17 protein-coding genes are annotated in these 24,138 nt (G+C 64.5%); 7 read left to right on the forward strand and 10 right to left on the reverse strand.

Annotation, left to right across the window (positions count from 1 at the left end):
* Positions 1-194: 194 nt before the first annotated feature.
* Complete coding sequence (locus WS89_RS10775; RefSeq protein WP_156440541.1) at positions 195-10,049, reverse strand: hemagglutinin repeat-containing protein; 9,855 nt, start codon at positions 10,047-10,049, stop codon at positions 195-197.
* 150 nt (positions 10,050-10,199) lie between these two features.
* Between WS89_RS10775 and WS89_RS34600 the strand changes: the two genes are divergently transcribed.
* Positions 10,200-10,328 (forward strand): hypothetical protein, encoded by a 129-nt coding sequence (locus WS89_RS34600; RefSeq protein ID WP_257127475.1) that lies wholly within the window; start codon positions 10,200-10,202, stop codon positions 10,326-10,328.
* Positions 10,329-10,461: 133 nt separating this feature from the next.
* Here the strand turns inward: WS89_RS34600 and WS89_RS33735 are convergent, their stop codons facing one another.
* From WS89_RS33735 to WS89_RS10790, 3 genes are all read right to left on the reverse strand, one after another.
* Complete coding sequence (locus WS89_RS33735; RefSeq protein WP_156440542.1) at positions 10,462-10,857, reverse strand: hypothetical protein; 396 nt, start codon at positions 10,855-10,857, stop codon at positions 10,462-10,464.
* Between the two features lie 96 nt (positions 10,858-10,953).
* Positions 10,954-12,414, reverse strand: coding sequence for a heavy metal sensor histidine kinase (locus WS89_RS10785; protein ID WP_059790930.1), 1,461 nt, complete (start codon positions 12,412-12,414; stop codon positions 10,954-10,956).
* Positions 12,411-13,088: a heavy metal response regulator transcription factor gene (locus WS89_RS10790; RefSeq protein WP_059790947.1), complete on the reverse strand. Its 678-nt coding sequence runs from the start codon at positions 13,086-13,088 to the stop codon at positions 12,411-12,413. Before WS89_RS10790 ends, WS89_RS10785 begins: the two co-directional genes overlap by 4 nt.
* 407 nt (positions 13,089-13,495) lie before the next feature.
* Between WS89_RS10790 and rbsK the strand changes: the two genes are divergently transcribed.
* Genes rbsK through WS89_RS10805 form a run of 3 tightly spaced genes read left to right on the forward strand, consistent with a single transcriptional unit; the run spans position 13,496 to position 16,891 of the window.
* Positions 13,496-14,422: a ribokinase gene (gene rbsK / locus WS89_RS10795; RefSeq protein WP_059790932.1), complete on the forward strand. Its 927-nt coding sequence runs from the start codon at positions 13,496-13,498 to the stop codon at positions 14,420-14,422.
* 40 nt (positions 14,423-14,462) lie between these two features.
* Positions 14,463-15,836 carry an L-fucose:H+ symporter permease gene (fucP, locus tag WS89_RS10800; RefSeq protein WP_059499801.1) on the forward strand — a complete coding sequence of 458 codons (1,374 nt, stop codon included), beginning with the start codon at positions 14,463-14,465 and terminating at the stop codon, positions 15,834-15,836.
* 2 nt (positions 15,837-15,838) lie between these two features.
* Positions 15,839-16,891, forward strand: a complete 1,053-nt coding sequence (locus WS89_RS10805; RefSeq protein ID WP_059790934.1) for an aldose 1-epimerase family protein — start codon at positions 15,839-15,841, stop codon at positions 16,889-16,891.
* A 46-nt stretch (positions 16,892-16,937) separates the two neighbouring features.
* Here WS89_RS10805 and deoR read toward each other — a convergent pair whose 3' ends face one another.
* A complete protein-coding gene (deoR, locus tag WS89_RS10810; protein ID WP_034209379.1) occupies positions 16,938-17,708 on the reverse strand; it encodes a DNA-binding transcriptional repressor DeoR in 771 nt (256 codons plus the stop codon).
* A 146-nt stretch (positions 17,709-17,854) separates the two neighbouring features.
* Here deoR and deoC point away from each other — a divergent pair, with 146 nt between their 5' ends.
* Together deoC and WS89_RS10820 are read left to right on the forward strand one after the other, a co-directional pair.
* The gene (deoC, locus tag WS89_RS10815) at positions 17,855-18,535 is read left to right on the forward strand and encodes a deoxyribose-phosphate aldolase (protein ID WP_059790936.1); all 681 of its coding nucleotides are present in this window, start codon (positions 17,855-17,857) and stop codon (positions 18,533-18,535) included.
* A gap of 237 nt (positions 18,536-18,772) precedes the next feature.
* Positions 18,773-19,684 carry a phytanoyl-CoA dioxygenase family protein gene (locus WS89_RS10820; RefSeq protein ID WP_059790938.1) on the forward strand — a complete coding sequence of 304 codons (912 nt, stop codon included), beginning with the start codon at positions 18,773-18,775 and terminating at the stop codon, positions 19,682-19,684.
* A gap of 98 nt (positions 19,685-19,782) precedes the next feature.
* On the opposite strand, the gene WS89_RS10825 is transcribed toward WS89_RS10820, so the two are convergent.
* Both WS89_RS10825 and WS89_RS10830 read right to left on the reverse strand, forming a co-directional pair.
* A complete protein-coding gene (locus WS89_RS10825) occupies positions 19,783-20,268 on the reverse strand; it encodes an anthrone oxygenase family protein (RefSeq protein WP_059790951.1) in 486 nt (161 codons plus the stop codon).
* Positions 20,265-21,095: an NmrA family transcriptional regulator gene (locus WS89_RS10830; RefSeq protein WP_059790949.1), complete on the reverse strand. Its 831-nt coding sequence runs from the start codon at positions 21,093-21,095 to the stop codon at positions 20,265-20,267. Before WS89_RS10830 ends, WS89_RS10825 begins: the two co-directional genes overlap by 4 nt.
* Before the next feature lie 95 nt (positions 21,096-21,190).
* On the opposite strand from WS89_RS10830, the gene WS89_RS10835 reads away from it, so the two are divergent.
* Positions 21,191-21,853, forward strand: coding sequence for a TetR/AcrR family transcriptional regulator (locus tag WS89_RS10835; protein WP_059790941.1), 663 nt, complete (start codon positions 21,191-21,193; stop codon positions 21,851-21,853).
* A gap of 72 nt (positions 21,854-21,925) precedes the next feature.
* Here the strand turns inward: WS89_RS10835 and WS89_RS10840 are convergent, their stop codons facing one another.
* The 3 genes from WS89_RS10840 to WS89_RS34920 all read right to left on the reverse strand — a co-directional run.
* On the reverse strand, positions 21,926-22,780 hold the full coding sequence (locus tag WS89_RS10840) for a 3-hydroxybutyryl-CoA dehydrogenase (protein WP_059790943.1): 855 nt from the start codon (positions 22,778-22,780) through the stop codon (positions 21,926-21,928).
* A gap of 38 nt (positions 22,781-22,818) precedes the next feature.
* On the reverse strand, positions 22,819-24,012 hold the full coding sequence (bktB, locus tag WS89_RS10845) for a beta-ketothiolase BktB (protein ID WP_059790944.1): 1,194 nt from the start codon (positions 24,010-24,012) through the stop codon (positions 22,819-22,821).
* Positions 24,013-24,061: 49 nt separating this feature from the next.
* Positions 24,062-24,138: 4Fe-4S dicluster domain-containing protein (locus WS89_RS34920; RefSeq protein WP_133168007.1), on the reverse strand; the 77-nt coding region annotated here is incomplete at its 5' end.

The following is a 24,138-nucleotide window of genomic DNA, read 5'->3' on the forward strand; positions in this document are numbered from 1 at the left end:
CTCGAAATCTTCCGTCTTGACTCTTCCCGCCTGGAGTTTGCGAAATGAGAAAAACATATTCGTAAATTGGAAATTTCCGTCAAATCCCTCACTTTCATCATTCAACAATTCCCCCTCGCATCGAACCAACGCCGACCGAACTGAATCGACGTTTACATTCCTCTCCATCTCAAGCATCATCATTAATGACATTTTTATCTCCCAACGACGATCACCGCGCCGTTCTTTATAATGGTAACTGTGTTCATACCAGCCACCGGGTTTCGCTGTAGAAATTGCGCCACATCGGTCCCGCTCAGGGGCGAATCCGCAAGATTGATCACCACATTCTGCGCTTGCGTTTGCACTTTCTTCGCAACGTTATCCCAAATGGTTTGCAGATTCTTGGTTGTCGGCGAATAGACGTCCGCAATCTGGCCATTGATTTTGAGATCCGGATTAGGTCCTGGCAAGCCGCTGTTAGGCAGTTGTTCCACGTCCAAACCATGATTAGCCAATATTTGCGCCGCCTCGTTCTGACGCTGCACCGCTCGCACCTGATCCGCTGGCGCATTCGCGGGTGGCATTTCAGCATCACCACTGAGAGATCCACGCGAGACAGGTAATTGACGCTCCGCCAGCAAGAAACTAGTATCGTCCGCAAGTTGCGCACCGCCCCCGACATAGTTCTTCCCAGTAGCTCCGACGCTTTGCGCCAAATCTGCGGTCGCGTTTCCACGTCCGAGTAGCGCTTCAGCTCCCCACGGCAATGCCATCACCGCCGTCGCAGCAGCAGCAGCCTGCTCCTCAGGCGTCATCGAGATGTGTGGCAATTGGACGTTCGGCATATCGATACCGGCAACCCCCAGCGCCTTGTTATACACGTCGATCAATGTGTTGCCCACTGCCTTGGCATTCCCCGTCGCGATCGCACTCATACTCGGGTTCGGTGGGCTGAGCGTCCCCGGGATCGCCGGCAAATTGGCCGCGAAATACACGTCCCGATTCGTCGACTTCGTATACGCGTAAAGGCTCGGGTCTTTGTACTGCGCGCTCGTCGCCTGAAACAAGGGCATGTTGTTGTAGCCCGCAGGATTCGCCGCCTTCACTTGGTCGAGCCACACCTGCGCCTGTGCATCTACACCCGGATTCGCTTTCGCGAATTGCAGATCGACGTCACGCAGCGCTTGTGCCGAAAGACGCGATAGCGCTTCATCGTAGCCGATCTTGCCGGATGCCGCGAGTTGCCGTGCCTTCTCTCGAATGGCGGTGATTTCAGTCGGATGCAACTGTCTATTGAAGCGATCCACCGCAGCCGATGTCAACGCACCCGTCCCACCACCCACGAGCGCCCCCGCGCCGCCGGCCAACAGGTTCGACGCAACGTTACCCAGCAATTCGTCGACGTTCTTGTTGCCGGTCGGCCCCGCATCCTTGATCGATTGCGCGATTTCCGTCAGTTCCGGGGCGAGCTTCGCTGACAGCCCGGCACCGGCTGCACCGCCCGCCGCACCCAGCCCGCCCGCTGTCAATCCACCGGTCAGTGCACCGCCTGCAATGTGCAGAGCAACACGATTATCGCCGCCTTCGGCCCAGTTCTTCGCGTCCTGCAAATATTGCGCCTTGAGCGCAGGATCGTCGGTCGCGGCGGCGGCATCGCGCGCGGCTTTCTCCTTCCTGTCCGCATAGTTGCCAATCTGCTTTGCAATTGCCTCCGATGCCGCCATCGCCGCGTTCATCAGATCGCCCTGATTGCTCAGCACCTGTTGCAGGTCCGGGGTCGTGTCGACTTTACCGTTCAGATTGGTCGTATCTCGATTCAGCGTCGCGATGTCCTGTTTCTGGCTCTCCTTATCCGTGATCGTGATGTGACCGTCGCCGATCGCGCTCTTCGTCGTCGCGCTGCTGCTACCGCTCTCGTTCACATACAGTGGCAACGCGCCGCCCGTGTTCTTGCCGTTCGTGCTCGTCGCCCCATGCGTCGCGTAATTGTTGCCGCCGTCGCCAATGCCACCGCCCGCGCTCACACCAACGCTGCTGGCGTCGTATTCCGAATGGTTTTGAATGTCCGAAAACGACAACGTGCCGGTCGTCAACTGATTCTTGTCCGGGGTCGCCGTACTAGCGATATACGCGCCCTTCAGGTCAGTGTTGCCCTTGACGTTGATGTCGTAACCGCCGCTACCCGCCTGAATACCGGCTTGCTCGTTCACGCCCGCGTAGTTTCCGCTCGCATGCCCGTTCTGTGCGCTGAAACTCGCACTGCCGCCGCCCTGACTGATGCTGAAGCCGCCAGCCGTGCTGCTTTGGTGCGCAGCGCTATGGGTCGTATCCTGCACCGAAGCGAGGTTCAGGTTGCCGCCTACGTCCGCGACGACCTTGTTCGCGTTGACGTTCGCACCGATGATGTTGGTGTCGCCGCCGCTCACAATCGTCGCAGTGTTGCTCGCGTTGATGTGCGTGTTGTTCTGCATCGCCGCATCGGAATTGGCATCGCCGTGCGCGCGCGACATCGCGGCCGACACGCCGAAGCCGCCCGTGCCGAACGACACGCCGATGCTCGAACTGCTCGATTTGTTCGTGCTGCGCGTGCTGTCGGTATCCGTGCTGTTCAACAGGTTGACCTGATTCGTCGCCTGCAACAGCACGTCCTTCGCATTCACGTCCGAGCCCTGGATCGTCAGGTTGCCTTGGCCCGCGTTCTTGCCCCCCGTCGCCACGAACGCAGCGATGCCGTCCGCCTTCACGTTGCTGCCGCGATTCTGCGTGCCGTCTTCACTAAATGTCGACTTGCTTTGCGACGAACCGAAGCTCAGTTCGACCTTCGCCTCCGGCTTGCCGTCCGCGCTTGCCAGTGAATTGGCGAGCCCCTTGGCTGCGCCGTATGCGTCGGCCACGCCGCCCGCTGCTGCAATGGAATGCAGCGCGGCAGCGCGCCCGTCCTGACTCTGGCCCGCGCCGCGCGCCTGCTGATTCACGTTCTGCACCGCGTCGATGACCGGCGCTTTCAACGCCAACGTAAAACCGCTTTGTTTGACTTCGTGCGTTTCGTCGTGGTGGGTCGTATTGATCGCCGAATCGATCGTTACGTTCTTGCCAGTGCCGGTCACATCCTGCGCCGCGATGATGTCCGAACCCGTGACATGCAGATCATTGCCGGCCTTCATCGACACGCTGCCATCGGTACTGCCGACGAGGCTGCCGTTCTGCGTCACCGAACTGTCGTGCGCCGTATCCTTCTGGTCGCGATTCCCATACGAAATCCCGCTGCCGGCTGAGCCGACGCCTGATTTCTTTTCCTCGTGGAAGCTCGAACTGTTACTCGTATCCTGCGTGGTGGTAACCGTCAGGTTGCGCCCCGCTTCCAGCGACAGGTCGTGCGTCGACGCAACCGTGGAACCCGCCACCGTCAGATCGCGTCCGGCACTGCCCGATACCGTATCGCCCGAAACAGTCGAGCCGATCGACTGCACCTGATGCGACGTCTTCTCGTCTGTCGTCTCGGATTTCGACACGAAACCCGAGCGCTGGTCGTGCACCCAGCTTTGCGAATCGTGGGTTTCGGTGACCGCGCCGACGTTGATGTCGCCCTTGGCGACCAGTTTGGTCGCGCCGCCCGAGGTCGTTCCATCGGCCAACGTCTGACCGGTCGTCACGTTCGAACCGGCGATACTCAAGTTGCCGGCTCGCGACGCGTCCGTCTGAGCCGTGACGCCGCCGGCCGCGAGGATCGCTGAAGCAACGGCACCTTGGCCCGCACCCAGTACCGCGTTATTGCCCGCGTGAATGTCCGTGCCGCGCGCGGTTTCGTCATACGACGACGCCGTATGCTGGGTCAGGCTACCGCCCAGCGACCGTTCGTCGTGGTGCTGCGTATCCTTCGCGGCCGTCGCGGTCAAATCGCCGCCCGCCACTATCGTGACGTTGTCCTTGGCATTGACGGTCGCGTTCGTCAGCGTCGTGTCGCGTCCCGAGACAGTCGTCACATTGCCGCCCGCCGTTATCGCGCTGCCGACGTGCTGCGTCACGTCGTCATGCCCACCGTTCAGGCCATCTCGCGTGCCGACGTCCTGCGTGGCCTTCAGACTGACCGTGCCAACGTTGATGTCGCGGCCTGCTCCGACCGACGTATTACGCCCGGACTGGATTGCTGCGCCGCTCACGTTGATATCGCGTCCAGCCAGTGCCTGAACGTCGTTGGTGGCGAAAATCACGCCCGTCGCGCGCGTGCCTTGCGCGGAAATTTGCCCGATCAGGCCCGTCGTGCTCGCCGCTCCGGACGCGCCCAAGGTATCGGTTTCGTTGGTGATGTCGCGACCGGCTCGCACCACCGTATCGACTCCGCCGATCCGACCGCTCACGTTGCGCACATCCTGCACGGCAGCCACTGCCGTCGTGCCGCCGCTACCGATCACACCCCGGTTGACGATGGTGTTGCCGATGACCGTCGTCGCCACGTCGCTGACGATATGACCGCTGTTCGCGACGTCCCCCGTACCGTTAAGGTTGACCTTGCCCCCAACCACAATCGCACCGCTGTGCTGCAAATCGACCGTATTCGCTTGAGCGAGATACAGTTTGGGTACCAGCACGGTCTGGTGCGAGCCATCGGGCAAGGTGATGTCCTGCGAGACGAGCCAGACCATATCGGACGTCAACTGGCGCATCTGTCCGTCCGACAGGCCGACGCCGACCGCGAGATTGAACGCCTTCGCATACGCAACGCCGTTGTTCATCAGCGCCGTGTATTCGTCGAGGTTGTCCGAATAGCCAGCGAGGAACGTGCGCCCGGTGAGCTGCGTCACCTGGTCGCGCACCAGCCGTTCTTCATACGCGCCGTCACCGAGTCGCTTGATGGTGGTTTGCGGATTCACGCCGAGCTGGCCGAGCATGTAGTCGCTCGATATGAACTTCGTATATGACGTGAAGCGCGGATCGGTCGCGATCAAGAACGCCTGATCGGGCGCAGGATGGTACGTATACAGCCCGTTGGTCGGCAGCGTCAGGTTCGGAATACCGCTCGACGCGTTCCCGAGCGTTTGCGGCCGGCTCGTCTGACCCGTGACGCCAGTCGGCGTATTCGGTCCCGCAATCTGCCCGTTCAGGCCGCCAAGCTGCGTGCCGGTCGCATTACCGCCCGTCACACCGGAACCCGTGACGGTCTGGCCGAGCCGGTCGACGCTCTGCACATTGATCGATTGCGCGTCCGTCTGGACCGTCTGGTTCGAGGTGGCGATAGCCGGCAGTGCCGCGATCGTCGTCGGCGGCAGCGGCGTGACGGGATAATTCACGGTCTGCGTATCGTTGTCGCCCCCGGTCTTCTGGTGCCAGTAGAACGTCGACGTGTCCTGTTCGCTGACTGTCTGTTGCAGCACCGTTCCCTTGTCGGTAACGGTGCCGCCCGTCGCGCGCCGGACCAGATCGCCGCCGGCCGCCATGATCGACGATTCGTTCGTGATCGAACCGCCATCCGCGTTGATCCGGATCGCGCCCTGTGCCTGCATCTTCGCCGGATTGGACGCACTGATCAATTTGTCCGTAGTCGTCGTGGTTGTGGTGGTACGCTGCGTTTCGACGTAATCGTGCGAGTCGGGGCCAAGATCGGTACGCACCCGAACCGTATCCGGGCGCATCTGCGTCTTGGGGTCCCAGTCCGGCCAGAACGTAATCGTGTAGGTCGCGCCGTTATCCTGAATGCTTTGGTATGTCTGCGTCGCGTTCGTCGCGATGTTGCGTGTCTGGTCCGTAGCAGTGACGCACAAAAGGTCCGCACACGAGTTCAAGTCCTGATACGTTTCGACAATCGGTTGCGTCAGCGAAAAAGTCTGCGTGGTCGCATTCAGATTCGTGACCTGCGATTTCGGCACCGTGATCGAAATCGGATTACGCAACGCGCCGGCCATGTTCCCCGAAATCGGATCGGCTTCGCCGCCCCAAGTCCATTGCGGGAAGGTCAGACTGCGGTGCCACTGGGTCTTTCGGCCGATCGGGATACCGCCGGTGTACAGCGACAGCGACGACGACGTGCTTTGCGGCGTGCCCGGCTCAGTCACGATCGACGTGCGCTTATTGACGAGCGTGTGCGCGGCGACATCCATGTTACCGTCGGCCTCGATGCTGGCCGAATCGTTTGTGACCGTGTTGGTCTGATTCGCGAGCATGCCCGACGCGTCGCGCGTGCCATCCTTGCCGATTTCCAGATCGCCCGCGCTGTAGATCAACGCGCCGTCGCTATTGGTCACCGAGTTCGAGGCGTAGACGCGTGCCTTTTTGGCACCGGCGATCACAGCGCTCGGCCCGGTATTCTGCACGTCGGTTGTGTTGACCAGCACGTCGTTGCCGATCACCGCACCGGTGTTCATGAGCGTCGTGCCGTTGGTCACGACCCAATCGCCCTCGATCGTGCCGGCGTTCGTCAACGTATCGGCCGCGTTGACCGTCGTCGTCGCCGAATTGATGTCGGCCCCGGCCTGATTGACGATTGTCTTGCCGCTCACCGTCAATGCGCCGGTCGCCGCCAGCGTACCGCCGTTCGTCAACGTGCCGGTTGCCGACACGTCCATGTCGCCGTCCGCGCGCAGACGGTTGGCTGCGCCGTTCGTATAGTCGCCATCGACGTGCAGGCCGAGGTTGCGACCGGCGGTCATTTCGCCATCGCCGGTCACACCACCGCTGACCGCGACATCGCGGTTCGCGCGAATCGCACCGGCTTGGTTCGACAACGACGCGACCTTGACGGATACGTCCTGTCCGCCTTCCATTCTGCCGCTGTCGTTCAGCACGGTCGCACCGGCCTGATTCAGGTTGAACACCGTGCCGCCGTAAAGCAGGCCCCCGGAGTTGTCCAGCCACTGCGCGATATTGAAATTTCCAGCCTTGCCGGCGACGAGGTTCGCCTTGTTTGTATTCGTCACGCGCTGCGCGTTGACGGTCACATCTCCGTTGCCGCCCGCCGTACCGGCATTATTGTCGATCGTCGCGGCAGACAGGACGGTCGCGCCATCCCCGGCATTGGTCAGCGTACCCGTGCGGTTCACGATGTCCGAAGCGGATACGTCCATCGTGCTGTGCGCACCGTTGGCCGACATGATGCCTCGATCGTTCGACAGCACGCCGCCGGCCGATACCGTGAGATTTCCGCCCGACTGTGTACTGCCGAACGAATTCACATAGTCGCCTTGCGTGGACGCGGTGAGGGAATCCTTCCCGTAAAACGTACCGTGCACATTGACGATGCCGGCATTCGCCAGAATGTTTGCGACGTGTTGGGACGACATCACGCCGCTCGAATTGTCCAGGTGCGACGAACGCGAGACCAAATCACCGTTGGTGACGATCTGGCCGCCGATATTCGAAATCGCGCCCGTCGTCGTCAGCGCGAGCTGGCCGGTGCCGGCGTGGCTGACGTTGCCGCCATCATTCGACATCGACTGCGCATTGATCGTCAGGTTCGTCGCGTTGGTGGTGACGGTCCCTTGTTCGTTGTGGAGCGCGCCGCCGACGGAAAGCGTTTGATCGGTTTTTCCGTATTGCTGGATCGATCCGTTTTGATTCAGCAGATCGCCTGCCGTCGTCACGCCGAGCGCGTCGCCCTCAATCATGCCCCGGCCATTGTCGACCGAAGCGGCTGAAATCATGTTCGTTGAACCGGATAATAACCCTTGCTGGTTATTCAACGCCCCAACAACGTGCGTATCGAGCTTTGCGCCGGCGGTGACGCTACCTGAATGGTTGTCGAAGGTCTGTGCACGGACGGTCGCATCCGTCTTCGCACCCAGTTTTCCCCAGTTCAACAGCGTGTCGGCCGTCACCTGCAACGCGCCGTTCGTCAGCACTTGGCCGCTATTCGAAATCGTGCTGGCGCTCAGGTCAAGCGCGCCCTTGCCGGCGTGCTGAATCGAACCCGTATCGTTCTGAATCGCATGCGCCGAAATCCCAAGATTCTGCGCATTCGACGCGATCGATCCCGACGCACCGTTGTCGAGCATCCCGCCAACGTACAAGCGTTGATCGGACTGCCCGTATTGACGCAGCACGCCGCCGCGATTCAGGAGGTCGCCGGTCGTCGTGACGCCCAGTGTATCGCCATCGATTAAGCCGCCGTCATTCTGGATCGACGCGGCCGATACATGGGTGGTGGAACCGGAGATTTTCGCTTGACTGTTGTTCAGCGCTTCAACGACGGTCGTGTCGAGCTTCGCCCCTGCCAGCAGCGCACCGGAGTGATTGTCCAGCGTACGCGAATGGACGGTCAGGTCGGTTTTGGAATTGAATTCCCCCTGATTCGCAATCGTATCGGCCAATACATCGGTCGTGCCATTCGAGCCGATCACACCGCCCGCCGCGCCCTGTGCGGTCGTGCCTGCTGCATTGACCAGCGCACCGTTGACATGCACGGATAGGCCGTCCGTGCCGAGCGACGTGGCGCGGCCGCCTGAATTGTCCATCGACGCGCCGGTAATCGTCTCCCGGCCGGCCGCCTGCATCAGACCTTGGCGGTTGTCGACGGCTCCGGCCGTGTTCAGGTCCAGCGACGCGCCCGACACCATCTGCCCGCCGACATTCGACACTGAGCCCGCATGAATCGTTTGCGCAGCGTCCGACGACAGATTGCCACCATCGTTGATGAGTGCCCCCGCTGCGGTCGCGGACAGCGCACCGCCTGCAACTGCTACTGCGTGCGCGAGATTCAGATCGCCCTGTGTCGCGTTCAGGGTGAGGGCGCTGCTGGCCGATGTCGTGCTGTTCGACAGGTCTATCGCGGCCGCCTGCAAACTCGCGCTGCCACCCGCCCGGTTGTGACCGCTCGCGTTTAGTTGTCCGGTCGTCGTCACGTTCAGGTCGCCGCTCTGGGCAACGGCTCCGTCGCTGTTCACGCCCGCACCCAAGGTGCCGGTCGAATTGACGCTGCCTGCGTTGACGGTCGTATTCTGCCGCGCGGCGAGCGCGCCGGCGTTCGACACTGCGCCGCCGTTCGCCGAGACGTTGAGATTCTGCTGGGCGTAGGTGGTACCGTTGTTCTGAATGTCGTTGCCGGTTGCGGTAAGATTGCCGCTCGCAGTCGTCTTGCCCGTCAGCACCAGCCGACCATCCGATTGCAGCGTCAAGTCGCCGGCCTGCGCGGCGATCGTCCCAGCGTTCGCAACACCTACGCCTGCGGAGTTGCCAACCAAAAACAACCTGTTGGCATACATACCGCCCAATTGCGCCACGTCAATCGCGACAGCCGGGGCAGGACCGTCTCCGGCGATTGGCGTCGCGGCAAGCGTGTCATGATTGACCTGTTGCGCACCGGCGATCACGTTCAGATCTTTTGCATAGATCGCGGCATTAGCCTGCACGGCACGGGCAATCAGATCGACCTGATCGACATTCGACGCATTGAGGCCGGCACCTTGCACAGTAATGAGCCCACGCGATACGTTGTAGCCGGTCAGTGAACCATCCGCGCCAAACTGCGGCACACCCGTTGTGAGGACGGCGCGTGAGGTATTGATAAACCCGCCACCATCTACGACGATGCCGGCCGGATTCGCCAGCACTATCTCCGCGCGGCTTCCTGCAATCTCGACATATCCCTTGATCTGACTGGCCGCCGTGCTGTTGACCTGGTTGACGATGATGCGCGCCGCCTGTCCCGCACTCAGGTTCGGGTTGCCGTTGATATAGCCGGCTTGCTGCGTATTGACGATCGTCGGCGAGTTGTTCAGGATCGCGCCGTTCTTCTGAACGTCGAACTGATTGTAGGTATTCAGCGAAACGCCGGCACCACCCGGCTTGTTGATGTTCACTTGCGGCAGACCATTGGGCGTCTGGATCACCGACGGCGCATTCGACCCTGCCCCGACGATTTGTGCCTGTGCCCACATCGGTATCGCGCCCGCGGCAATCAGCGCACCGAATGCGGCAAAACGCAACGCGAACTGCGCCACTCCATGCATACCGCTGCGATCGACGGCACGCTGCGTTTCACCAGCGCTTGCTTTCCCCGCTGCACTGGCCGTTTCTTCCACTGCGACCAGCATCCCGTGCAAACGGCTGAATACCAGCCGATAATGATTTTTATTCATAACCTTGGTCTACTCGCGATTTTTGTTCGACCCGCTCTCACGGGATGCGAACATCGCACGAAATCTGATAGAACAGCGTCAACAACTGTTAAGCGTTGCTAAGAAGAAGCGACGAACTACCTGGAAAAGCTCTCCGCACTCGAATTGGCGATGAGCGCGCCGAACGGCAATCCCGTCCGGCAAACTAAACAGCGCATTCTGTTAGTCGCAAGTATCAACAGTATTGACCGCGGCAATCCGCGCGAATATTACCTCACCCACCATCTCGAAAATCGCTGACAGAATTACGAGGTCGAATCGCGGTTCCGCAATCAACTTTTTTCAACCACATACACGCAGCACGCCCAACTACGGCTGCTCCGCCGCTGCATTTCCGCATCGGCGCACTTCGCTCAGGAGTTTCCGTGATCTCTCATCCCCCTACCTTTGTGCTGATCGGGCTGGGCCTCGCGCTCGTCGCCATGATCGCGGTGGGTTTCCATTGGCTCGCGACCAAGGACCGGCCGACACACCCTCTCCCCCCATCACGCGCCCTCCGGCTCGTGGCACCACCGGCACGCGCGTCGCCGATGTCGATGAAGACGACGAATGGGAAGCGTTCGCGCCGTATCCGGATCATGTTCTTGAGGCAGCGCACGAAGCCATCGTTGAATCGCACGACAGCTATCTCCACTTTGGCCGACACGAAGAGCCCGTCCACGCATCCCCTGTGATTGAAGCTCGCCATGATCTGCACGACGCAATCGAATTCTTGATGGGTGAGCCAGACAAGCCGACGCCGCCCCGGCCGGCCGGCACGGATCGACAATCCGCTGTCGCGACACGTGCAATCGCGCCCGCAAAGCCGGCAGCACCATCGGCAGCGTTGCCGAGGCGACGGGCGGCATGGCCGCCGCACCCACCGTCACACTGCCGCCAGCCGGTTAAACGTAAGCGTGAAACGCGTGCCGAGCGTGTCGCTTTCGACCTGCGCGGTACCGCCGTGGAGTTCCATCACCGAGCGCACGATCGCAAGGCCGAGCCCGGCCGTGCCACCCGGCGCACCGCCGCTGCGGGCGGGATCGCCGCGCACGAACCGGTCGAAGATCCGGGGCAGCAGCGCGCGATCGATCGGCTCGCCCGGATTCGCGACGACGACGCGCACCGCATCGGCGGCTTCATCCACGCTCAGCGTGATGACGCCGCCGGCGGGCGTGTAACGCAACGCGTTCGCGAGCAGGTTGCCGACGGCGCGGCGGAACAGCTCGACATCGGCGGTCAACTGCCCCTGCCCTTCGACGCGCAACGTCGAGCCCGCTTCGTCGGCAAGCCCCTCGAAATACTCCGCGATGCGCTCGAGTTCGTCGCGCACGTCGAACGCGCGCTGCCGGGTGACGAAGCTCGGATGCTCGGCACGCGCGAGAAACAGCACGTTCTCGATCATCCGCGCGAGACGATCGTATTCCTCGAGATTCGATTCGAGCAGCGCCTGGTACTCGTCTGCCGAACGCGGCCGCGCGAGCGCGACTTCGGTGGCGCCGCGCATGTTGTTCAGCGGCGTGCGCAGGTCGTGCGCGAGATCGGCGCTGAATTGCGACAGATGCGCGAACGCCTGCTGCAGGCGGCCGAGCATCGCATTCTGCGCATCGACGAGCGCGCGCAACTCGGGCGGCGCGCGCGACGCATCGAGCCGCGTGTCGAGCTTGTCGACCGTGATCCGGCCGGTGTTGTCGACGATCTCGCGCAGCGGCGCGAGCGCCGTGCGGATCAGCCAGTAGCCGAGCAGCAGCGCGAACAGCGCGCCGAGCCCGCCGGCGAGCTTGAGCCGGTCGCGGTAACCGTCGAGCAGATCGGCCCGGTCGCGCATGTTGCGGGCGATCGCGATGCGGATCGGCGTGCGGTCGCCGAGCGTGGCCTCGATCACGACGCCGCGCATCGGAGTGCCGCCGCCGGCGGTCCACGTGACGAGCCGGTCGGCCGTGATCCGGTCGTTCGCGGGAACCGGCACCGCGTGCGGCGCGAACAATTGCGCGTCGGCCAGCGGAGCGGATGCGGCCGCAGGCGCATCGTCGGGCGCGGCGAGCCGGACGTTGTGACGTGCGAGCACGTCGCCCCGCGCATCGACGGCGGCCATCGACAGCGCCTCGTTGCCCAGCACCTGGCTCGTCAGCCGCTCCGCGTGCGCGCGAACCGCATCGAGCGACTCGAGCTCGCCCGCGAGCCGGCGCGTGTGACGCGCGGCCAGCACGATGTCGAGGTCGTCCTGCGTATTCACCTGCCGCTCGAGGCCCGCATACACGTACGCGCCGACGAGCGCGAACGCGGCGAGCGTGGTCGCGGCGAACGCGAGCGCGAGCGTCGCGGCCAGCGAGCGCGGGCGCGTCATGCGTCGTCCTTCGGTTCGAGCACGTAGCCGACGCCGCGCACGGTATGGATCAGCTTGACCGGGAACGCGTCGTCGATCTTCGCGCGCAGGCGCCGGATCGCGACCTCGACCACGTTGGTGTCGCTGTCGAAATTCATGTCCCACACGTACGATGCGATCTGCGTCCGGCTCAGCACCTCGCCTTGCCGGCGCGCGAGCAGTTGCAGCAGCGAGAATTCGCGCGGCGTGAGGTCGATCCGCGTGGCGCCGCGCTTCACGCGGCGGCGCACCACGTCGATGTCCAGATCGCCGACCGTCAGGCGTTCGGTCTCGCGCGGCGGCCCGCGACGCGCGAGCGTGCGGATGCGGGCGAGCAGTTCGACGAACGCGAACGGTTTCACGAGATAGTCGTCGGCGCCGAGTTCGAGCCCGTGCACGCGGTCCTGCACGTCGTCGCGCGCGGTCAGGAACAGCACCGGCGTCGTGTGCGTGTCGCGCAGCCGCTTGAGCACGCCCCAGCCGTCGAGCACGGGCAGCATCACGTCGAGCACGATCACGTCGTAATGCTCTTCCTGCGCGAGCGTCAGCCCCTCGCCGCCGTCCTTCGCGAGATCGACGCTGAAGCCCGATTCCTCGAGCCCCTTCTTCAGGTACGCGCCCGTCTTCGGTTCGTCTTCGACTATCAGGATGCGCATGGCCGGCTCCGTCGCTTGCATGGGGACATCGGGCGATGTTACCCGGAAACGGCGACGCGGCCGCTCACCGTGCAGGCGCGAACGACGTAGATGACAAAACGGTAATCGGCCGGTCATCCTGGCGTACGGCCGCGAAGCGCGCGACATGGCTCGCATCGCGCCGCGCAACGAAAATCCGAGAACGCGGCATCGTTCGCGTAACGACTCCCAGCGCTCCCCCGATGAATCCGAACCCGCTCCAACGCGGCGGAACGAACCATTCGTCCGGCCGGATGCCCGCCCCCACAAGTGACCCTCCTAACATCATAGGATTGCATTTTCACATTTAATGTGATTTTATTATCACACTCACGAGCCGCCGCCGACCACGCGCGCGCGGCGCACCCCATACCAAGGAAGAGACGCAGATGGAGACGATCGCCGTCATCGGCAGCAACATGGTCGACCTCGTGACCTATGTCACGCGCATGCCCGCCCGGGGCGAAACGCTCGAGGCGCCGAACTTCGAGCTCGGCTGCGGCGGCAAGGGCGCGAACCAGGCCGTCGCGGCCGCGCGCCTCGGCGCGCGCGTCGTGATGGTCACGAAGGTCGGCGACGACGTGTTCGCCGACACCACGATCCGCAACTTCGAGCGCGAAGGCATCGACACCACGCACGTGCGCAAGGTCGCCGGCGTGCCCAGCGGCGTCGCGCCGATCTTCGTCGAGCCCGATTCGAGCAACAGCATCCTGATCGTCAAAGGCGCGAACCGCCATCTGCAACCGGCCGACATCGATGCGGCCGCGCCGATGCTCGCCGACTGCGCGCTGATCGTGCTGCAACTCGAAATCGAGCTCGACACCGTCTATCACGCGATCGAATTCGGCGCACGGCACGGCATTCCCGTGTTGCTGAACCCGGCCCCGGCCGTCGCCGACCTCGATTTCGAGCGCATCCGTTCCGTCGAATTCTTCGTGCCGAACGAGACCGAGCTCGCAATCGTGTCGGGCATGCCGGTCGATTCGCGCGACAGCGCGACCCGTGCCGCCGAAGCGCTGGTCGCGCGCGGGCTCAAGCACGTGCTCGTCACGCTCGGCGACAAGGGTTCGCTGCTGGTGTCGCGCGACGGCGCGCGCCACGTGCCGGGCGTGCCGGTCGACGCGCGCGATACGACGGGCGCCGGCGATGCGTATATCGGCTGCTTCGCGCGCTGCTATGCCGCGTCGCGCGACGCCGTCGACGCGATGCGTTACGCGTCCGCCTACGCCGCGCATTCGGTCACGGGCCTCGGCACGCAGAAGTCGTACGCCGACGCCGCGACGTTCGAACGCTTCCTCCGCGACGCCGGCTTCTGACCGGCGCCTTCATCGACGAGACATTGGGAAGGAGACACCCATGAGCCGAACCCGGATCGAACACACACCCGACGGCTATTACCTGAATCGCACGCCGCTCTTCGCGTTTACGCTGCTGTGCTGCCTGTTCGCGCTGTGGGGCACGGCCGCGAACCTGAACGACGTGCTGATCGCGCAGTTCAAGAAATCGTTCTTCCTGTCCGATTTCGAATCGGCGTTCGTGCAGTCGGCGTTCTATCTCGGCTACTTCTTCCTCGCGATTCCGGCCGCGACCGTCGTGAAGAAGTTCAGCTACAAGACGACGATCCTCGTCGGCCTGCTGCTCTACACGACCGGCTGCCTGCTGTTCTTCCCGGCCGCGTCGATGGCGAAGTACGGGATGTTCCTCGTCGCGCTGTTCGTGATCGCCGCGGGCCTGTCGTTCCTCGAAACGGCGTCGAACTCGTATTCGACGCTGATGGGCCCGCGCGACACCAGCACGCGGCGGCTGAACATCTCGCAGACGTTCTATCCGTTCGGCGCGATGGCCGGCGTCTACATGGGCAGCTTCCTGATCTTCAAGGAAGGGGACGCGTCGCATGCGCAGCTCGCGGCGATGTCGGCCGCCGAAGCCCACACGCACCAGCTCGCGATGATTCAGGCCACGCTCGAACCGTACAAGTGGCTGATCGTCGTGCTCGCCGCCGTGTTCGTCGTGTTCGCGCTCACGCCGTACCCGGCGTGCAAGGGCAACGGCGCGAGCACGGTCACGCACCGGATCGACGCGCGCGGCACGCTCGCGCGCCTGTTCGGCAACCGGCGCTTCGTCGCGGGCGTGGTCGCGCAATTCCTGTACGTCGGCGCGCAGGTCGGCGTGTGGAGCTTCACGATCCGGCTCGCGATGCAGATCGGCGGCCTCACCGAGCGCGGCGCGTCGCGCTACCTGCTCGCGACCTTCTTCGCGTTCTTCGTCGGCAAGCTGGTCGCAACACTCGTGATGAAGCGCGTCGGCCCGGCCAAGGTGCTGATCGTCTACGGCATCCTGTGCATCGCGCTGCTTGCATACACGATCAGCGTGCACAACATCACGGCCGTGTATGCAGCCGTGTGCGTGAGCATCTTCCTCGGCCCGTGCTGGCCGACGATCTACGGGCTGACGATCGACGGCCTCGGCAAGGACACCGAATACGGCGGCTCGATCCTCGTGATGAGCATCGTCGGCGGCGCGGTCGTGCCGCTGATCCAGGGGCTGATCTCCGATCACACGGGCGGCAACATGCAGCTCGCGTTCGTCGTGCCGCTCGCATGCTTCGTCGTGATCGTCTACTACGGCTTCTACTGCCTGCGTCATCTGCCGGCGGCAACGCCCGACGCGGCGGCCGACGGGCCTGCGTCCGCGCGCTACGCCGCGACGCGCCGCACGTCGGGAGCCTGACCATGCGCGGCGAGATCGAACTGCGGCGCGACGACTTCCGCGAAGCACCGCGCACGCTGTATCGCACCGACGGCATCGCCGTCACCGCGTTCGCGTATCCGTCCGGCGTCGAGGCGCTGAAGCTCGAAAACCGCCGCGGCCATCTCGTCGTGCTGCCGTATCTCGGCCAGATGATCTGGGCCGCCGAATTCGACGGCCGCGACCTGACGATGAAGCACATGTTCCGGCAGCCGAGGCGCGCGACGTCGATCGTCGATACCTACGGCTGCTTCATGTTCCACAGCGGGCTGCTGCGCAACGGCTGCCCGGGGCCGGACGACACGCACGCGCTGCACGGCGAGATGCCGTGCGCGCCGATGGATCGCGCGAGCCTGATCGTCGGCACGGATGCGCGCGGCGCCATGGTCGAAGTGACGGGAGAATACGAGTACGTGCAGGGCTTCGGCAGCCACTACGTCGCGCGTCCGTCGGTGCGGCTGACGGAGCACGATGCGCGGATGACGATCGCGATGGAGGTGACGAATCTCGGCGGCGCGCCGATGGACCTGATGTACATGGCCCACCTGAATTACGCGTACGTGCCGGGCGGCCGCTTCGTGCAATCGCTCCCGCACGGCGGCATGCGGCTGCGCGACAGCGTGCCCGCGCACGTGAAGCCGACCGCTGCGTGGCGCAACTACACGGCCACGCTCGCGCGCGAACCGGCGCGGCTCGCGACGCTCGATGCGCCCGCGCTGTACGACCCGGAGATCGTGTTCTTCATGAACGACGTGCAAGCGGATGCCGACGGCGTCGCGCATTTCCGGCTCGCGCATCCGGACGGCGGCGCGTTCCACACCGCGTACCGCCCCGCGCAATTCCCGCATGCGACGCGCTGGATCCTGCACAACGCGGATCAGCAGGTCGCCGCGTTCGCGCTGCCGTCGACCTGCGAGCCGGAAGGTTACGAAGCCGAACGCCGCAAGGGTCACGTCGCGGCGCTGGCGCCGGGTGCGTCGCGCCGCTTCGAGGTGGTCACCGGCTACTTGAGCGCGGCGGAAGCGCGCGATGCCTGACGCGATGAATAGCGCGACGCCCGGCGCGCTGCACGCGCGCGCCGCATCAGGTCACGAGCGCGATCCCGTGTTCGCGGATCGCGGTTTCGTAGCGGCGGCTCAGTTGCCCGTCGGAGATCACGTAGTTGAAATCGGTCAGTTCGGCGAAATAGGCCGCGCGCACTTCGTCGAACTTCGTGTGATCGACCAGCAGGAAGCGGTTCTGCGCGCGCGCCATCACCTTCTTCTTCGCATCGACTTCGTGGAAGTTGAAGCACGTGACGCCGCAGCGATCGCTCACGCCGGCCGCCGAGATGAACGCCTTCGACACGCGCACCGAATCGAGGATGCCCGTTTCGGCGACCGATTCGAACACCATGTTCTGGCGGTGATACGCGCCGCCGCACAGGATCACGTTGCAATGCGGCTTTTGCTGCAGCTTCGCGAACACGTTCAGCGAATTGCAGACCGCCGTGAATTCGAGGTCGTCCGGAATGAAATCGACGACGAACGGCGTGGTCGACCCGCAGTCGACGAAGATCGTGTCGCCGGTCGTCACGAACTGCGCGGCCAGCTTGCCGATACGGCGCTTTTCCTCGGTCTGCCGGTTGTTCTCGGCGCTGATCAGGTATTCGCCGATGTCGCTGCGCTGCGCGGCGAAATGGCGCGTCACGTAGCCGCCGATCAGGCTGAGGCCATGCGGGTTGTCCGCGAGATCGCGGCGGATCGTCATTTCGGACACGCCGAACAGCTCGGCGACTTCCCGCAGATGAATCGCGTTCTGCCCTTGCAGCACGTTCATCAATGTCTTGATCCGTTCGCCCTTCTTTGTTTCCATGCCTGTATCCTGCGTGCCCGTCGCGTGAGTCGCTCGTCGTGCCGGGCGCGCAGGCCCGGCCGGAATGTCGTATTTGTAACAAACCGATGTGAAAACATCAACTTTCCGTGTGCCCTTTCCGCACACGATCCGTGGAGTCCTGACACATGCCGCTTTCCAACGCCCAACTCGCCCAAACCATCGATCACACGCTGCTTGCGCCCGACGCGAGCGACGCGCAGATCCGCGAACTCTGCCGCCAGGCGGCCGAGCATCGCTTTTACTCGGTCTGCGTGAATTCGGCGAACGTGCCGCTTGCCGCGCGCGAGTTGGCCGATACCGGCGTGCTCGTCTGTGCCGTGGTCGGCTTTCCGCTCGGCGCGGGGCTATCCGCCGCGAAGGCATTCGAAGCTACCGCCGCGATCGCGGCGGGCGCCGGCGAGATCGACATGGTGATCAACATCGGCGCGCTGAAAAGCGGCCGCGCCGACGACGTGAAGGCCGACATCGACGCCGTGCACCGCGCCTGCGGCACGGTGCCGCTCAAGGTGATCCTCGAAACGGGATTGTTGACCGACGACGAGAAGGTGCGCGTGTGCGAGATGTGCCGCGAGCTCGGCGTCGCGTTCGTGAAGACGTCGACCGGGTTCGGCCATGGCGGCGCGACGCTCGCGGATGTCGCGCTGATGCGCCGCACGGTCGGGCCGACGCTCGGCGTGAAGGCGTCGGGCGGCGTGCGCGACCGCGCGGCCGCGCTCGCGATGCTCGAGGCCGGCGCGACCCGGCTCGGCACGAGTTCGGGAGTGGCGATCGTCACGGATCAGGGCGGCGGCGGGTCGGGGTACTGACGCGAGAACGGCCGGCCTTCGCGCACGTGCATCACGCGTCAAGACCGGCCGTCGAAATACCTCGCGCGAGCCGGACCGTGCGGCGTCGCCCTTGTCGTACGACTCGTCGGACTGCTCCGCCGTCGGCAATCAACGTAAGATATCGAACAGAAGCGTCCCGCGCGAAAATACGAAAATCGACAAGTCAGAGGCCGTCTGCATCGCTTCGCGATCCGTGAACTCATCGTCAGGGCTCCAATGCAAGCCAATCTTCGGTCCCGGTTCCATCACGACGGCTTTGCGGTCATCAACGGGCTGATCGACATCTCGGAGATCGAAGACTTGCGCGAAATCGGCCATCGTCTGCTCGGCGGCCGCACGGGCTACGCCGAGGGCCTGATGTTCGATTTCTATCCCGAGTCGAACGGGCGCGATTTCGACCCTCAACTTCTCCAACTCCACTGGGCATCCTATTTCGAGCGTCGGCTATCGAGGCTCCGTATCCGCCGCGCCGCGTTCGATATCGCCAAGACGCTGCTCGGCCCGAACGTTCGTTTCGCCGGTGATAGTTTTTTCCTGAAGCAGTCGCATACGGACACCGTGACGCCGTGGCATCAGGACGACGCATTTACCGACGCGCGCATCGACCATCGCGAAGTCAACTTCTGGATTCCGTTACAAGCCGTGTCGATCGACAACGGGTGCATGCAGTTCATCCCCGGGTCGCATCTGTACGACGTCCTTCCGCATGCACCGCTCGGGGGCGACGTGACCGCCCATGGACTCGAGTGTGTCGGCGGATTCGATCCGGCGCGCGCCGTGGCGTGTCCGTTGATGCCGGGAGACTGCACCGTGCATGCGGGGCGCACGCTGCATGCCGCGGGGGCAAACTTCTCGGACCAGCCGCGGTACGCGTATGCGCTCAATTTCCGGTTACCGCGACGGCGCTCGGGTATGGCGACGAACTTTCCGTGGCACGACACGTGGCGACCCTCGCGCATCGAGCGCTCGCGGGTGTCCCGGGGTCTACGTGGGTGCTGGCCGTATCTTCGACGCGAGCTGTACACCTTCGACTTCCGCAATCCGTTCGAGTGGCAACTCGCGGGCGGCAGGATCGCGCGTTGGTTGAACGTGTCGCGGCAACGGATGCACGAACCCGAGCCCGAGTGAATCGTCGGCCACAGCAGCCACTGCGCGTTCTCCGCGATGTTCAAGCGGCACTTCGGGATGTCGCCGTCGGCGTTTTATGCGTAACGGCGGCGCGACCGCTACCGCGCCGCAATCGCCACGATGAAGCAGGCGCACGCGGCCGCCGACGCCACCGTGCGCACGTGATTCCACCTCGTCCAGTCGTGCAGGTAGCGCGCCCACAGCGCCGCGCCGTGCGTCGTGGCCGGATCGGCCGCGGCGAGCCCGTCGTTGAGCGGTACGTTGACGGCCATCGTCACCGCGAACATGCCGAACACGTACAGCACGCCGCCGGCGAGCGCCGCCATCGCGCCCGGCGAGTCGCGATCGAACAGCGCGATCACGACGAGCGCGAGCGCCATCGGTGTCGTGCCGAGGAACAGCGGCATGAACGACGAACGCACGATGTCGACGTTGATCGCGTTCATCGCGGCCGCGCCGGCCGGCGGCGCGAGCCGCCCGAGCGACGTCATCACGAACGCCGAAAATGCGAAGTACACGCCGGCCATCAGCCCGCAGCCAACGGCGGAACCCCACAACAACGCCGAAGTCACGAACGCGATCATGGTCGGGCGTTCCACACGCCGGTCGCGGCGGCCGTACGCGCATAGTCGGCGAAATCGCGCGCCGGGCGCCCGAGCGTGGCCTCGACGCCCTGTGTCACCGCGCTGTTGCGCCCGTCGAGCACCACGTCGAACAGGTCGTCGAGCAGCGCGACGACCGGCGCCGGTACGCCGACCTCGCGCAGCCCCGCGACGAACGCATCGTGCGCAATCTCGCGATAGGCGATCGGCCGCCCGGCAGCCCGTGCGATTTCGCCGACCGCTTCGGCGAACGTCAGTGCGCGCGGGCCCGTGACCTCGATCACGCGGTCCGCGAACCGCGCATCGGTGAGCGCGGCCACGGCCACGTCCGCGATGTCGTCCGCATCGACGAACGGCTCGGGCACCGCGCCGGCCGGCAACGCGACTTCGCCGGCCAGCACGCCGTCGAGCAGATAGCCTTCGGAGAAGTTCTGGTTGAACCAGCTTGCACGCACGACACCCCAGCCTACGCCCGACGCCTGCAGCGCAGCCTCGGCGGCCTGCGCACGCGGCTCGCCCCGCCCGGACAGCAGCACCACGCGCTCGACGCCGCGCTCCCGCGCGAGCCGCGCAAATCCGGCGATCGCGTCCACCGCGCCTTCGACGGCCAGATCGGGCTGGTAGGTCACATAAGCGGCCGACACGCCATCGAGCGCGGCCGGCCAGGTTTCGGGTGCCGTCCAGTCGAAGCGGACCGCCGACGTGCGCGACACCGGTCGCGTCGCGAGGCCGCGCATGCGCAGCCGGGCATCGACGCGGGCGCCCGTCTTGCCCGAACCGCCGACGATGAGGATGGGAAGTGCCGACATGCGCGTCTCCTTCATGGAAAAACACGAGAATGTCTCGCGTTTTAAAAACACGATAGACTCTCGCATTAATAACGTCAAGTTTTTCAGGAGGCGGCATGGGCCGGCAAAAATCGGGGCAGAGCGACGAGCCCGCCGCGGCGGCGGACGCGCCGGCGCGGGCGCGGCTGGTACCGACGCAGCAGCGCAGCCGCGAGCGGTTCGAGCGCATCCTTGCATGCGCATCGGAAGTGATGATCGAGAAAGGCTGCGACGCGTTCCGGATGAGCGACATCGTCGAACGCACGGGCATTTCGTTCGGGTCGCTGTATCAGTACTTTCCGGACAAGACGGCCGTGATCGGCACGCTCGCGGAGCGCTACAACGAGGTTGGCCACGACTGCGTGCGGCGCGATCTCGCCACGATGAAGACGCTCGACGATCTGCACGGCACGCTTGCACGCATCACGGACAGCTATTACCGGATGTTCGTCGACGAGCCGCTGATGCGCGACATCTGGCGCGCGACGCAGGCCGATCGCGCGCTGCAGGAACTGGATCGCGCGGACGGCGAATTCCTGGCCGGACTGTTCGCGAATGCGCTGGCAGACGTCGCGCCCGACACGACCCGCGCGCAACGCAGCGCATTCGCGGAACTGATGATGATCCAGATCGCGGCGGCCGTGCGCCATGCGATCACGCTGCCGCCGAAGGCGGCGCGGCAGCTTCTGGCGATGTTCAAGCGCGCGCTGCCGCGCGATCTGTCGATACTCGACGCGTAATCTCGCCGCGCGCGCCGCACAATGCACACGGCCGCCCGAAGGCGGCCGCGCGAAGAGGCACCGATGCGCCGCTTACTTGCCGTAGTCGTACACCCCACGCCCCGTCTTCCGCCCGAGCCGCCCCGCCGACACCATCTCGCGCAGCAGCGGGCACGCACGATACTTCGGATCCCCGAAGTCCTTCAGGAATACGTCCATCACCGCGAGGCACACGTCGAGCCCGACGAGGTCGGCCAGCGCGAGCGGTCCGATCGGGTGGTTCGCGCCGAGCTTCATCCCCGCGTCGATCTCCTCGGCCGACGCGATGCCTTCGGCCAGCACGAAGAACGCTTCGTTGATCATCGGCACCAGGATCCGGTTCACGACGAAGCCCGGCGAATTGCGCACGCCGATCGGCGATTTGTCGAAACGCTCGGTCAGTGCGCGCACGGCCGACGCGGTCGCGTCGCTCGTCTGCAGCCCGCGGATGATCTCGACGAGCGGCATCAGCGGCACCGGGTTGAAGAAATGCATGCCGAGGAAACGCGACGGATCGGCGAGCGGCGCCGCGAGCGCGGTGATCGAGATCGACGACGTGTTGGTCGCGATGATCGCGTCCGGGCGCGCGACGGCCTCGATCTGCTTCAGGATGCGGCCCTTCAGCTCGAAGTTCTCGGTCGCCGCTTCGATCACGATGTCGACCGCCGCGAGCTTCGCGTAGTCGGTCGACGTCGCGATGCGCGCGAGCGCCGCATCGCGTGCGGCCGCGTCGAGCTTGTCCTTCGACACGAGCCGCTCGAGGCTGCCCTTCAGCGTCGCGAGACCCTTGTCGAGCGCGGCGTCGCTGACGTCGATCATCACCACGTTCAGTCCTGCAACGGCGGCGGTTTGCGCAATGCCGTTGCCCATGGTTCCGGCGCCCACGACGCCGACGGTTTCGATGGCCATGAAATGTCCTGTGTATTCGGATGCCGAGCGGTCGATTATCAGATGTTCTCGAAGATCGCGGCAATCCCCTGGCCGCCGCCGATACACATCGTCACGAGCGCGTAACGGCCGCCGATACGCTTCAGTTCGTACAGCGCCTTCACCGTGATCAGCGCGCCGGTCGCGCCGATCGGGTGACCGAGCGAGATGCCCGAGCCGTTCGGGTTGACCTTCGCGGGATCGAGGCCGAGCTCCTGCGTGACCGCGCAGGCCTGTGCGGCGAACGCCTCGTTGGCTTCGATCACGTCGAGATCGGCGATCGTCAGGCCCGCGCGTTCAAGCGCCTTCTGCGTGGCCGGCACCGGACCGATGCCCATGTACGCCGGATCGACGCCCGCGTGCGCATACGACACGAGACGCGCGAGCGGCTTCACGCCCTGCGCGCGCGCGGCGTCCGCGCTCATCATCAGCACGGCGGCGGCCGCATCGTTGATGCCCGATGCGTTGCCGGCCGTCACGGTGCCGTTCTCCTTCACGAACACAGGCTTGAGCTTCGTGAAATCGTCCGCGCTCGCGTCGTGCCGCACGTGCTCGTCGGTGTTGAACGCGACTTCGCCCTTCTTCGTGCGGATCGAGATCGGCAGGATCTGATCCTTGAAGCGCCCTTCCGCGATCGCGCGCGCCGCGCGACGATGCGACTCGAGCGCCAGCGCATCCTGCGCGTCACGCGAGATGTCGTACTTGCGTGCGACGTTCTCGGCCGTCACGCCCATGTGGATCGTCTGGAACGGGTCGTGCAGCGCGCCGAGCATCATGTCGACGAGTTTCGCATCGCCCATGCGCTGGCCGAAACGCGCGGCCGGCACGGTGTACGGCGCGCGGCTCATGCTCTCCGAACCGCCGCCGATCGCGACGTCGGCGTCGCCGAGCATGATCGTCTGCGCGGCCGACACGATCGCCTGCAGGCCCGAGCCGCACAGGCGGTTCACGGTGAGCGCCGGCGTGTGCTGCGCGACGCCGCCGTTGATCGCCGCGACGCGCGCGAGATACATGTCCTTCGGCTCGGTGTTCACGACGTGGCCGAACACGACATGCCCGACCGCGTCGCCCGGCACGCTCGCGCGCGCCAGCACTTCGGCGACGACCTTCGCGCCGAGGTCGGTCGGCGAGAAATCCTTCAGGCTCCCGCCGAAATCGCCGATCGCGGTACGGACACCGCTCACCACCACGACTTCCTTCGCTGCATTGCTCATCGTCTCACTCCGGTTCGTTCGCGCCCGCGGGGCGCGGGGATGCGTTGCGTTACATGTTCGGGTAATTCGGCCCGCCGCCGCCTTCGGGCGTGACCCACACGATGTTCTGCGTCGGGTCCTTGATGT

Source organism: Burkholderia sp. MSMB1072, from assembly GCF_001524725.1.
GTDB lineage: Bacteria > Pseudomonadota > Gammaproteobacteria > Burkholderiales > Burkholderiaceae > Burkholderia.

What these genes read in the sequence shown, in the direction of transcription:
- WS89_RS10790 (WP_059790947.1), bottom strand. Translation starts at nt 13,088, where the DNA reads ATGCGCATCCTGATAGTCGAAGACGAACCGAAGACGGGCGCGTACCTG.
- WS89_RS10830 (WP_059790949.1), bottom strand. Translation starts at nt 21,095, where the DNA reads ATGTCGGCACTTCCCATCCTCATCGTCGGCGGTTCGGGCAAGACGGGC.
- WS89_RS10775 (WP_156440541.1), bottom strand. Translation starts at nt 10,049, where the DNA reads ATGAATAAAAATCATTATCGGCTGGTATTCAGCCGTTTGCACGGGATG.
- fucP (WP_059499801.1), top strand. Translation starts at nt 14,463, where the DNA reads ATGAGCCGAACCCGGATCGAACACACACCCGACGGCTATTACCTGAAT.
- WS89_RS10805 (WP_059790934.1), top strand. Translation starts at nt 15,839, where the DNA reads ATGCGCGGCGAGATCGAACTGCGGCGCGACGACTTCCGCGAAGCACCG.
- WS89_RS10820 (WP_059790938.1), top strand. Translation starts at nt 18,773, where the DNA reads ATGCAAGCCAATCTTCGGTCCCGGTTCCATCACGACGGCTTTGCGGTC.
- WS89_RS10840 (WP_059790943.1), bottom strand. Translation starts at nt 22,780, where the DNA reads ATGGCCATCGAAACCGTCGGCGTCGTGGGCGCCGGAACCATGGGCAAC.
- deoC (WP_059790936.1), top strand. Translation starts at nt 17,855, where the DNA reads ATGCCGCTTTCCAACGCCCAACTCGCCCAAACCATCGATCACACGCTG.
- WS89_RS10825 (WP_059790951.1), bottom strand. Translation starts at nt 20,268, where the DNA reads ATGATCGCGTTCGTGACTTCGGCGTTGTTGTGGGGTTCCGCCGTTGGC.
- WS89_RS34600 (WP_257127475.1), top strand. Translation starts at nt 10,200, where the DNA reads ATGAGCGCGCCGAACGGCAATCCCGTCCGGCAAACTAAACAGCGCATT.
- WS89_RS10835 (WP_059790941.1), top strand. Translation starts at nt 21,191, where the DNA reads ATGGGCCGGCAAAAATCGGGGCAGAGCGACGAGCCCGCCGCGGCGGCG.
- deoR (WP_034209379.1), bottom strand. Translation starts at nt 17,708, where the DNA reads ATGGAAACAAAGAAGGGCGAACGGATCAAGACATTGATGAACGTGCTG.
- bktB (WP_059790944.1), bottom strand. Translation starts at nt 24,012, where the DNA reads ATGAGCAATGCAGCGAAGGAAGTCGTGGTGGTGAGCGGTGTCCGTACC.
- rbsK (WP_059790932.1), top strand. Translation starts at nt 13,496, where the DNA reads ATGGAGACGATCGCCGTCATCGGCAGCAACATGGTCGACCTCGTGACC.
- WS89_RS10785 (WP_059790930.1), bottom strand. Translation starts at nt 12,414, where the DNA reads ATGACGCGCCCGCGCTCGCTGGCCGCGACGCTCGCGCTCGCGTTCGCC.